Below are 9,010 nucleotides of genomic sequence, written 5' to 3' on the forward strand. Positions count from 1 at the left end.
TCATATGGAGCGTGGTAACGAACTCAAAGAAACACAACGTATTATCCGCCAACAGGTATTGGATACGATAGATGTCGACCGAATAGATACTCTGATCACTAATCGGCTAGCGTTATTACGGGAAATTATCGCTATCGTCCAAAAGATTAGCCAGGCAACGAATCGCTATCTATCAAAAGAAGATATCGAAAGGCTCAGCCATGCGATAACCGATGAGATTCTCGGTTTTGGTCCTATGCGTGAATTACTGGAAGATGAAACGGTTAACGATATTTTAGTTAATGGCCCGGATAATATTTTTGTCGAGCGCCGGGGTAAGTTAGAAAAAACCAAATTATCATTTTTAGATAATGATCAACTGACGGATATCGCTAAGCGTTTAGTCGCCAAAGTAGGGCGCCGTATTGATGAATCACAGCCGTTGGTGGATGCCCGCCTGCATGACGGCAGCCGCTTAAATGTGGTGATCAATCCGATTGCATTAGACGGCACAGTTATTTCAATTCGTAAGTTTAGTAAGATATCTAAAACATTCAAAGACTTGATTAACTATGGCACATTAGATGAAAAACTGGCTAATCTGTTAATTGTGGCCGCGAAGTGCCGGATAAATATTGTGATTTCCGGAGGCACTGGGTCCGGTAAAACAACATTGATGAACGCCCTCTCCCAGCATATATCGTCAGATGAACGCATTATTACACTGGAAGATGCCGCTGAATTAAAGCTATTACAGCCACATGTGGTTCGGCTGGAAACCAAAATGGCCAGTATCGAAAATACTGGCAAAGTGACTATGCGTAATCTGGTCATTAACGCCTTACGTATGCGGCCTGATCGGATAATTATTGGTGAGTGTCGTGGCGAAGAAACATTTGAAATGTTGCAGGCCATGAATACTGGCCATGATGGTTCCATGACAACCTTGCATGCCAATACACCACGCGATGCCATTGCTCGCCTAGAAAATATGGTGATGATGGCTGGATTAAATCTGCCTGTAGAGGTTATTCGCAGAAATATAGCCTCCGCAGTTAACATGATTATCCAAGTCTCTCGTATGAATGACGGCAGTAGAAAGATAATGGCAGTTTCTGAAGTGATGGGTGTTGAAGGCGAAATGGTGGTAATTCAGGATATCTTCCGTTTTGTGACAGACAACAACCGAGATCAACAAGGGAATATTGTCGGAAAATTTGTCTGCTACGGTCTTTCCCAACGCTCTGCGTTATACACTCATGCCCGTCTGATGAATCTGGAACATGTGCTCAAAGTGATTTTTGAGGGGACATAATGACCAAGCTTTATGTATTAATTATGTGTTTTGGCGTGTTGATGCTTTATCTGATTGGTAAACGTTGGCAAGCAATGCAAAAAAGCACTTCAATTAACGAAGCAAATAGCATGATTAAAACCATGCTTAAAAGTGGTCCTCAACAGCCACGTCGGCGACAGTTTGTACTGGGTGCACGCGGTTTTCTGCTCAATTACATCGATTTATTCCGCCATCGCCAGAGCCGAGTATTGGGTCGTAATATGCTATTGATGCTAGCCACAATAGCCATCTGTCTGGCTTTAAATCACTATGTTTTTCATCAGAGAATTGTAGTCGTAATCCCTGTGAGTCTACTCATCGGGCTGTTAGTGGTCGATAAAGTCGAGAAAAGTATTTTACGCAAATCTTTCCAGCAGGTATTCCCAGAAGCACTGTCAGTTATTAATGGTGCAATCAGTTCAGGTAATAGCATTGTGCAGGCATTAGCCGATTGCGCATTGATTATGCCTGAGCCATTAGGAGAAGAGCTGGGGCGAGTCAGCCGCCGTCTGAATGTGGGTGAATCCCCTGAAAGAATATTTAAATCCTCCTATCGACGCCTGCCCTATAAAGAGTATTACTTTTTTACTGTTGCTATCTTGGTCAATATGAAAAGTGGCGCAAAACTTCGTGAAGTCTTATTACGTTTAGGTAAAACCGTTGCTAATGCCCGCGCGATGGAAAATAAGAAATTAGCCATGACCGCAGAAGCACGGATGTCCTCTAAAATCACTGCAATTATTCCTTTTATTTTTCTGTTCAGTTTGCAATTTTTAAGTCCAATAAATTATAACTTTATTATGAATGACCCTGAGGGCATCAAGATCCTCTACTATTTTCTCAGTAGCGAGTTTATTGGCATGATGATTGTGCTATTTTTAATGAGGAAAATATAATCATGATGATATCTTTTGGTTTTCTTTTGTTATTTGGTTTGGGTGTGTTTTTTTTCCAACTAATTAAAAACAATCAGTTATCAAGAGCCAGGAGTAAAATTATTATTTCGTCAAAAAATGAGGGTGAAGGTGTAGTAGAGAGTTACAGTGAAGTTAATACACGAACGGAAAAAATAATCGCATCAGGTAATCGGTTCTTATTTCTGGTTCGTATTTTTGATGAAAAAGGCCTGGGCAAAGTTCTGTTCGCCATGTTTTTAATTGGTATGGTCATGATGGCAGATGAATATTTGAAGTTAGATCTCACTAGCAAAGACCTAATGATCTCCTGTTTAATCATTATTATTGCAGTGATTATTATCCCTGGGATCGCCCGTAAATACATCGTTAATAGCAGGATAGCCAAAATCGAACGTGATATGCCACTGTTTGTTGATCTATTGGCTATCTGCGTACAATCCGGTTTAACCATCGAAAGTTCATTAAAATTCTTAGCTGAGAATGTCGGAGATATTAACGATAACTTTGTCCCGTTCCTCGATCGCTTAGTAAAAAAAATTGAGGTCAATGGTCTGGAAGCTGGGCTGACGAACTTACAAAAAGAGTTACCCAGTCGTGAAGTCAGCATGTTGTGTGTCACCTTGCAGCAAAGCCTGCGCTATGGGTCCTCAATTTACGAGTATTTGATGGAGCTTTCTTCCGAAATGCGGGAATTACAGCTACTAAAAACAGAAGAAATCATTGGTAAACTTTCCGCGAAAATGAGTATTCCACTCGTTCTCTTCTTTATGTTCCCGGTGGTTATTATTATTGCTGCACCGGGCGTTATGCGTGTTATGTCTCAGGGGTAAATTATGTTTATTTTTACACGTATCGTATTACTCTCATCTGTTTTTTTACTGGCAGCATGTCAATCATATTCTACATCATATAAATTTTCCGGTAACAGTGATTATCAATCGAAAGATAGTGCCGAAAAAGAGTATGTTTTGCAGCAGTCAAAAAATTATAGTGGACTGATTGAAGTCTATAAAGAACGACTTAAGAATGGTGAGGATCAGAACACTCGATTTAAACTAGCTGAGTATTACTATCAGGTTAATGACTATAATTCTTCATTACATTACCTGTCAGTACTGTTGCAAAAATCTCCCGATGAACACGTTTATCTATTGCAGGCTAAAAATCTATCAGCGCAGCGTCAATATAAATCAGCCATTAACTTTATCAATATGGCGATAAATAAAAATCCAAAATCAGGAGAAAGTTACAATATTAAAGGTATTATTCTGGCAGAAAATGGTCAGTTAGTGGAGGCCACTCGCGCCTTTGAAATGGCAAGAAATTTGTATGTCAAAGATGAGATCATTAATAACAATCTCGCTATGGTTGAAATTTTCTCGCAGAGATATGAATCAGCTGTTCGCTATCTACTGCCACTCTATTTACGCGGTTATAAAGAGCAAAACTTGACCCACAACTTGGTATTCGCATTATTAAAAAGTGGTGATTATCGCTACGCCAAAGAAATTATTGAAATGGAGAGCATGGCACCGTATCCAGATGCGCTGGTCGAAGCACTGGCGGATGTTTCTATCCAGCCTTACTCCCCCGGCGGCAGTAGTGATAAAGCCATGGCCATGAACAGTGCGAAAACCACCTCAGCCTCTTTTGTTCCCACCGCACCCACAATCATTGCGGTCGGCCCGACAGCCAAAGCGCTGTAATGCATGTGCTGGCAGGCTGCTCGGTCCTATCCAACTTATGGCCTGCTACCAGGAGAAGCAATATGAGTAGGTTTAAGCAACTGATCGCGCTGTTGTTGATGGGAGTGCCTGCCATCGGCCTCACACAACCTAGTCAGGCATTGCTATTTATTGATTCGAACAGTGAAAAGCAGCTTGAGATAGTGAACAAGATCAATAAGGAATTACAGCTCAGTCCGACCCTCAGTAAGGGGGTCAACCTAGAAGTGATTGATATTCGAGGGGGGTTAGCACCCCGTTTCAGTGCCTTGAGATACCGAGTGGATACCAATGGAGAGTGGGTAGTGAAATACAAACCACGCAATCTACCCTGGCTAATTTGTTCAGTACAGAATGTGTCACACTCTGGATTTTCGATTTCGCAACATGATGCTATTCGCCGCTGTTTAGGGGAGTAAAGGGTTCGTTCCCGTTAAGGTTCTGTCAGAAAACATAGTGTCGACCGCCGACGCCACTTCAGGATCATTTTCCTGGGAGGAAGAACAACGCCAAATGTCTTCAGAAATGGCGTCAACTCATCGGGTTAATGAGCTTCCTCCTTGAGGCTCATACTGCGGACTAGCATAAATACTGCTAAATCGGTTCCCGACGATTTGTATCTCGCTTGCCGCCTTCCTGATTGCATTCCAACACATGGAAATGACCGTCACTGTCTGCGATAAAGTCTAGGCCCACTTGGTCTGTGTAACCGGTTTCACGGCCAAACTGCTGAAAAAACCTGCATACCTGTTCAGGGGCGTTCGGCTGAAAGTAAACCCCCGAACCACCGCCCAATCTCCATGCGACGTAAAATCGAGTGTCTTCAATGATTACGGGTATAACACATTAATATCATTCGGCTATTTTTAATTTATACTCTTTACCAAAATAACCTTTATCCGCACGACTAAACAAGGCACCGTTTACTCTAAACGTAATATCACCAGATATCACAGGAATTCCTTTTATAACCAGTTCATCTCTACCCGGTGGTCGCTCTGGATTATCCAATGTTAATACTAACCCTGATCCAACTGGCATCGATCCTCCCTTAAAAGAAGCAATAGCTCCGCCTCCCCCCGTTATTCTATATTTAGCATAATAAGGTTTAACCTATAAAAACTTTCTATGAATGAGATCTGAAACAAGACAATTTCATCGTTGAATAGCATTCAGATGGAAATGTAATTATTTCCGTGAGTCACTCAAGAATTAACAAAATAAATATAACTGGCCGATAAGTCAACGCATTGACTAATACAAAAGTTTAATAAATTGAAGTAATGTTGATGCTCCTATCGTGCATTTCTAGTAACGTTGAATATCCCAAAATTTCACGATTCAGCCGGGGCTCCCACCTGTATCACAACCCGCGCTGGCGTTTCTTGTTGTCTATAAACGCCCCCTATTTCATCAACGTCACAAATCAGTTGAATTTACAGGTTGTCCAGGGAGAGCGTTGTTACACTCCGCATCGGGATGCTTTTAGCGTGCGCACGGCTACATTGATACTGACATGTAACACTCGGGCAGTATCACGGATCCACGCATCGAAAAGTGAAAATTTTACACTATGGGCAACACATTGAATATTTTCCCTGTATAACCCTAATTTTCGGGTTCAAGACTGATAAAGACACGGATAAATGTGAGTTCCAAAAACAGTCGTTTTATGAAGGTACAGAGTGAACTCAGAGTTAACCTTCATCATAACGCACAAAAAAAATAATTTTATTTCATGATTATAATAATATGCTTCACCAAGTTAATTTCACTAACCATCAGTTATTTAAAATGAATGTTTATAAAGAATTAATTTAAATTTTATTTATTTATTTAAAAACAGACAAATTCATTAGCAATGAAATTTATTTTCACGCTAATCAATGTTGATATTTTTTAAAAACCATCCTATCTATTAGTTACCATAATTTAAGCGCCAACATCTTAAAATGGTTTCATTGTTTTATTTAATATCGCTAAAAGTCGTTATCAACATTAATAATTTCATCCTTGTGTAATGGTGAGTTAGCCATGTCATTTACGATAATTTAATGGGAGGAGGTCTAAATGATCTTTGAAATATTATCACCTAATGTTTTGTCAGCATTTCGAGACAAAAAAATAAGTACCTCTACGGTGGTAGATATTCTCGATGAGTTGGGCACAGGTAGCGTATTAACATCAAAAATTAAACCTATTAATTGCGATGAACCATACCTTGTAGCTCAAGCTTATACTGTTAGCTGGAAAATGATGCGTAAAGGAGGCGATATTCAGCAGTGCCAACCATCAACCTGGGAGCTAGTCGGGGCATTTTTAGTACCGGAACTGAAACGGGCTGATGGCTTGGTTTATGTCGCTGGAGGAGGCCCGCTGATCACAGAGGCAGCATTAGCAGGAGGGATGAGCTGTACTTACTTTGAAAAAATAGGGTTTGCTGGTGTCATTTTGGGCGGTGCTGTTCGCGATATGCGAGAACTCAACGCACTGAATATACCCGTGCTGGCAAGCAATCCAATACCTACAGATACCCAAGGAGCCTATATGGTAGCGGAAACCGGTACCCACTGCCTTCTCGAACATGTCACTGTTCATAGCGGTGACTTGATTGTGGTTGATACCAATGGCATTGCTGTCATACCCGTATCAGCGACAGCTCAGGTGATACAAAAGGCGCTTGCCATTGATAACACAGAAAATATTATGCTGAAAAAAATAAGGGCCGGAGAGCGACTACCTGAATTAATTAATCTTACTGGTCGTATTTAACTTTTTTATTCATCGAGGCTAATCATGATAACGGTACATACATTAGGACCGGCTGGGACTAATTGTGAAAAAGCTGCACATACCTGGTTGATAAAAAATAATCAAAAAGGTGAAGTGAAACTACATAAAACATTAGAGTCTGCCGTTAAGTATATGGAACAGGAAGAGAATGATGATGTTTTATTAGGATGTATTGTTTATCCCTATTTACATCATCTTGTTTTCAAAAACATACAACGACTGAGACTAGTTGATTGTTTTGTTATGGACACACACAATATGCTACTCGCCAGTCGGTACGATAATGTAAATAAGTTAAAAAGTGTTGGTTCTCATCCGGCTCCACAGGATTTAATTCTTCAAATAAACGGCATAGATAATAGCATTTTCATTGAGTTATTTAATTCAAATAGTGAGGCAGCCCAGCAATGTGCTGCTGGTGTTGTCGATGGTTGTATTACTACTCTACTTGCCGCGCAGCAATGCCAGCTAAATATTTTGACAGACTTCGGCCCAGTTCCAATGGGTTTTTCCATTCACGCGAAAATAAGGCAATTGGCATAAATTAATTATGCTGATTAACGAGTATCTCTCAGAGAATATTACATTATGAGTCTATATCTGAACAAAGAAATGATCGCCTATGACATGGACCTACATCGCCCAAAAGGGTCAGAAAGTAATATCCAAGCGAAATTCATACATGGTACGAATTTTACAATAGCTTTCTGGCAATTCAAAACGGGGGCCAAGATCCCGGAGCATAAGCATGTGCATGAAACGGCCACCACAATCCTTAAAGGTTCATTGCGTTTGACTGTTGATGAACGCACCATTTACTTGCATGCCGGCGATACCTTCATCATCCCATCTTGGGCGATTCACTACGCAGAAGCACTGGAAGCCTCAGAGGTTATCGATGTCTATACCCCGACGAGAGAGGACTATGTCGCCAGGCAAAACGGCGTAGTTGAGACTTATCTAACCCGCTCGCAGCCTGCGGAGTAAACCTATTTTACTTAGGGCTGGCCTGTCAGCCTGTAATGGTCAAGTAAAACCGGACACCGATTTAGGCACATTGTTGTAGTCGTCGTTCGTATTCATCCGGCGAGATATTTCCCAGCCGATAATGCCGCCTTTTCAGATTATAAAAACTGTCAATATAATCGATAACATCAGCGATACCCTGACTTCGGGTTTCATAACGACGATAGTTAACTCTCTCTGCTTTCAGACTGCGGAAAAACCTCTCCGTAACCGCATTATCCAGGCAGTTACCCTTACGGCTCATGCTTCCCGTCACAGCAAGTTCCTGCTGGCAGGATTGGAACTGAGTACTGGTATATTGCGCCCCTTGATCGCTATGGAACACCACTGACCCTGTGGGTCGTCGTTTATTTACGGCCAGCCTTAAGGCCCGGACAGTCAAGTCGCTGTCCGGTTTGTCTGAGAAGGCCCAACTCACTATTTTTCTTGAACATAAGTCCATCACGATAGCCAGATATAACCAGCCCTGAGCGGTACGCAAATAGGTAATATCACCTGACCACCAGGTATTCAATGTCTCTGGATTAAACTGCCGGTTCAACAGATTAGCGGCCACGACAGCGGGTTTTCCACCGCGTGGATAGCGATGACGCCCAGGCCGTTTAGCTACCAGTAATAAGTTTTTCATTATCTGCCGAACGCGGTATCTGCCCACGTTAAAACCTTGTTCCCGTAACTCGATGCACATGCGCCGGCTGCCATATGTGGCATCCATTTCAGCATGAACATGCTTAGCCGCCGCGTGCAACATCAGAACATCGGGCTTGATCATTAGCCGACGACTACGGGCATAAAACACGCTGCGCGTGAGCGATAAACAGCGGCATACCTGTTGGATATTTGCACCGACCTTCTTCAGTTTCACCGCGACTTTTTGTCGTTGTTCATTTCCATGGCGAAGAAGGCCGAAGCCTTTTTTAACAGGTCATTGTCGCTCTGCAACTGCCGTACCTGCTTTTCAAGTTCTTGTATTCGCCGTTGTTCCGGTGTTATAGCACTGGCTATCGGTGTGTTTCCGCGGATCTCTCCGCGATACTGCCTTAGCCAGCGTTGTAAGGTTGAAAGGCCAATATTCATTGTTTCAGCAGCCTGGGTCACCGGATACTTATGCTGAAGAACCAGATTGACGCACTCCTGTTTAAACTCATGAGTAAATGATTTTTTTCGCATTCTCACCTCGTTAGTGTTGCTCATTATATCTCTAACAAAGTGTCCGGAATGATTAGACCATTACA

At 41.9% G+C, this 9,010-nt stretch carries 11 protein-coding genes and 1 pseudogene; 8 read left to right on the forward strand and 4 right to left on the reverse strand.

Annotated features, from left to right (window positions below):
• Positions 1–4: 4 nt before the first annotated feature.
• The 5 genes from AC971_RS19700 to AC971_RS19720 all read left to right on the forward strand — a co-directional run bounded on the left by AC971_RS19700 (position 5) and on the right by AC971_RS19720 (position 4,375).
• Positions 5–1,294 (forward strand): TadA family conjugal transfer-associated ATPase, encoded by a 1,290-nt coding sequence (locus AC971_RS19700; protein WP_025381245.1) that lies wholly within the window; start codon positions 5–7, stop codon positions 1,292–1,294.
• Positions 1,294–2,211, forward strand: a complete 918-nt coding sequence (locus AC971_RS19705) for a type II secretion system F family protein (protein ID WP_025381246.1) — start codon at positions 1,294–1,296, stop codon at positions 2,209–2,211. The genes AC971_RS19700 and AC971_RS19705 overlap by 1 nt, the downstream gene beginning before the upstream one ends.
• 2 nt (positions 2,212–2,213) lie before the next feature.
• Positions 2,214–3,062 carry a type II secretion system F family protein gene (locus tag AC971_RS19710; protein WP_025381247.1) on the forward strand — a complete coding sequence of 283 codons (849 nt, stop codon included), beginning with the start codon at positions 2,214–2,216 and terminating at the stop codon, positions 3,060–3,062.
• A gap of 3 nt (positions 3,063–3,065) precedes the next feature.
• The gene (locus AC971_RS19715; protein WP_025381248.1) at positions 3,066–3,938 is read left to right on the forward strand and encodes a tetratricopeptide repeat protein; all 873 of its coding nucleotides are present in this window, start codon (positions 3,066–3,068) and stop codon (positions 3,936–3,938) included.
• A gap of 62 nt (positions 3,939–4,000) precedes the next feature.
• Complete coding sequence (locus AC971_RS19720; RefSeq protein WP_025381249.1) at positions 4,001–4,375, forward strand: hypothetical protein; 375 nt, start codon at positions 4,001–4,003, stop codon at positions 4,373–4,375.
• Positions 4,376–4,808: 433 nt separating this feature from the next.
• On the opposite strand, the pseudogene AC971_RS19730 reads toward AC971_RS19720, so the two are convergent.
• Positions 4,809–5,066 (reverse strand): annotated as a pseudogene (locus AC971_RS19730) (hypothetical protein); the annotation flags it as partial.
• A gap of 352 nt (positions 5,067–5,418) precedes the next feature.
• Positions 5,419–5,547 carry an IS1-like element transposase gene (locus AC971_RS25850; RefSeq protein WP_144236107.1) on the reverse strand — a complete coding sequence of 43 codons (129 nt, stop codon included), beginning with the start codon at positions 5,545–5,547 and terminating at the stop codon, positions 5,419–5,421.
• A 479-nt stretch (positions 5,548–6,026) separates the two neighbouring features.
• Here AC971_RS25850 and AC971_RS19735 point away from each other — a divergent pair, with 479 nt between their 5' ends.
• Genes AC971_RS19735 through AC971_RS19745 form a run of 3 tightly spaced genes read left to right on the forward strand, consistent with a single transcriptional unit; the run spans position 6,027 to position 7,736 of the window.
• The gene (locus tag AC971_RS19735; RefSeq protein ID WP_231573040.1) at positions 6,027–6,728 is read left to right on the forward strand and encodes an RraA family protein; all 702 of its coding nucleotides are present in this window, start codon (positions 6,027–6,029) and stop codon (positions 6,726–6,728) included.
• A 24-nt stretch (positions 6,729–6,752) separates the two neighbouring features.
• On the forward strand, positions 6,753–7,292 hold the full coding sequence (locus AC971_RS19740) for a prephenate dehydratase domain-containing protein (RefSeq protein WP_025381253.1): 540 nt from the start codon (positions 6,753–6,755) through the stop codon (positions 7,290–7,292).
• Between the two features lie 45 nt (positions 7,293–7,337).
• Positions 7,338–7,736: a cupin domain-containing protein gene (locus AC971_RS19745; protein ID WP_025381254.1), complete on the forward strand. Its 399-nt coding sequence runs from the start codon at positions 7,338–7,340 to the stop codon at positions 7,734–7,736.
• Between the two features lie 61 nt (positions 7,737–7,797).
• Here the strand turns inward: AC971_RS19745 and AC971_RS19750 are convergent, their stop codons facing one another.
• Complete coding sequence (locus tag AC971_RS19750) at positions 7,798–8,640, reverse strand: IS3 family transposase (RefSeq protein WP_144236047.1); 843 nt, start codon at positions 8,638–8,640, stop codon at positions 7,798–7,800.
• On the reverse strand, positions 8,637–8,945 hold the full coding sequence (locus AC971_RS19755) for a transposase (protein WP_019083256.1): 309 nt from the start codon (positions 8,943–8,945) through the stop codon (positions 8,637–8,639). The genes AC971_RS19750 and AC971_RS19755 overlap by 4 nt, the downstream gene beginning before the upstream one ends.
• Positions 8,946–9,010 lie beyond the last annotated feature (65 nt).

It is taken from the genome of Yersinia similis (assembly GCF_001053095.1).
GTDB classification, from domain to species: Bacteria; Pseudomonadota; Gammaproteobacteria; order Enterobacterales; family Enterobacteriaceae; genus Yersinia; species Yersinia similis.

Coding starts and splice junctions, on each gene's coding strand:
- AC971_RS19755 (WP_019083256.1), bottom strand. CDS start 8,945: ATGCGAAAAAAATCATTTACTCATGAGTTTAAACAGGAGTGCGTCAAT.
- AC971_RS19705 (WP_025381246.1), top strand. CDS start 1,294: ATGACCAAGCTTTATGTATTAATTATGTGTTTTGGCGTGTTGATGCTT.
- AC971_RS19745 (WP_025381254.1), top strand. CDS start 7,338: ATGAGTCTATATCTGAACAAAGAAATGATCGCCTATGACATGGACCTA.
- AC971_RS19715 (WP_025381248.1), top strand. CDS start 3,066: ATGTTTATTTTTACACGTATCGTATTACTCTCATCTGTTTTTTTACTG.
- AC971_RS19700 (WP_025381245.1), top strand. CDS start 5: ATGGAGCGTGGTAACGAACTCAAAGAAACACAACGTATTATCCGCCAA.
- AC971_RS19720 (WP_025381249.1), top strand. CDS start 4,001: ATGAGTAGGTTTAAGCAACTGATCGCGCTGTTGTTGATGGGAGTGCCT.
- AC971_RS19735 (WP_231573040.1), top strand. CDS start 6,027: ATGATCTTTGAAATATTATCACCTAATGTTTTGTCAGCATTTCGAGAC.
- AC971_RS19710 (WP_025381247.1), top strand. CDS start 2,214: ATGATGATATCTTTTGGTTTTCTTTTGTTATTTGGTTTGGGTGTGTTT.
- AC971_RS19740 (WP_025381253.1), top strand. CDS start 6,753: ATGATAACGGTACATACATTAGGACCGGCTGGGACTAATTGTGAAAAA.